Consider the following 780-nt stretch of genomic DNA (forward strand, 5'->3'; position numbering starts at 1 on the left):
AGAACTGCGCAAAGGCACCGGCATCCACGAAAGCAGAATCAGGCGTCGCCAGTTGCGCGCGGATCAACATCGCCAACACACCACCGACGAGGAAGAAGAAGAAGGCAGTGACAAGAAACATCCGTCCAAGGTCGGAATGGTTTACGCTGCTGGTCCAGCCCTTCCAGCCCGGCTCGGAGCCCCAGATCGCATCCAACTTGCGGTGACGGCGCAGCGCGTTCATGGCGTCTCCTTCGCGGTAAAGGCGGCCCAGCCCGCCGAGTCATGGGCTTCGACCGAGAAGGTATGGCGGCTGTAGCCCGCGCCGTTGTACTCGGCGGTCAGGCCCCGGTAGGTGCCGGGGGCATCGGCCTCAATCCGCAGCACGTTGACATGGCCGGGAATGGCGTCCAGCTTTCCAGCCAGACGGGGCACCCAAAAGCTGTGCACCACATCCCGGCTGGTGATCGCCACATCCACGGGCCGCCCGGCGGGGATGTGCAGCAGGTTCTCGGTGACATGGCCGGGGCGGTCGTCATAGGAAAAGCGCCAAGCCCATTGCCGGGCCTCGGCCTCGACCCGCACCACATCCGCCGCGGCGCGGGGCATCAGCCGCTCGCCGGTGACCAGACCATAGGCCAGCAAAGCTGCGAGGACCACGATGGAGAAACACAGGCCCAGACCGATGATCCAGAACTTTTCATCCCGCGTGGCATTTTCCGTCTGCCGGGGTGTCCAGAAGGCGCCGATCATAAGCGCCGCCACCAGCGCGAGGATCAGCCCCGCGCCGATGAACATCAC

At 64.7% G+C, this 780-nt stretch carries 2 protein-coding genes; both read right to left on the reverse strand.

What is annotated here, in order from left to right:
- A partial coding sequence (locus A3722_RS15180; RefSeq protein ID WP_150120508.1) for a hypothetical protein occupies positions 1–223 on the reverse strand: 223 nt, incomplete at its 3' end.
- Positions 220–780 (reverse strand): cytochrome B (locus A3722_RS15185; RefSeq protein WP_150120509.1); only part of this gene is annotated, 561 nt, incomplete at its 5' end. The genes A3722_RS15180 and A3722_RS15185, both read right to left, overlap by 4 nt.

The sequence above is a fragment of the Sulfitobacter sp. HI0027 genome, assembly GCF_001634775.1.
Classification (GTDB): domain Bacteria; phylum Pseudomonadota; class Alphaproteobacteria; order Rhodobacterales; family Rhodobacteraceae; genus Sulfitobacter.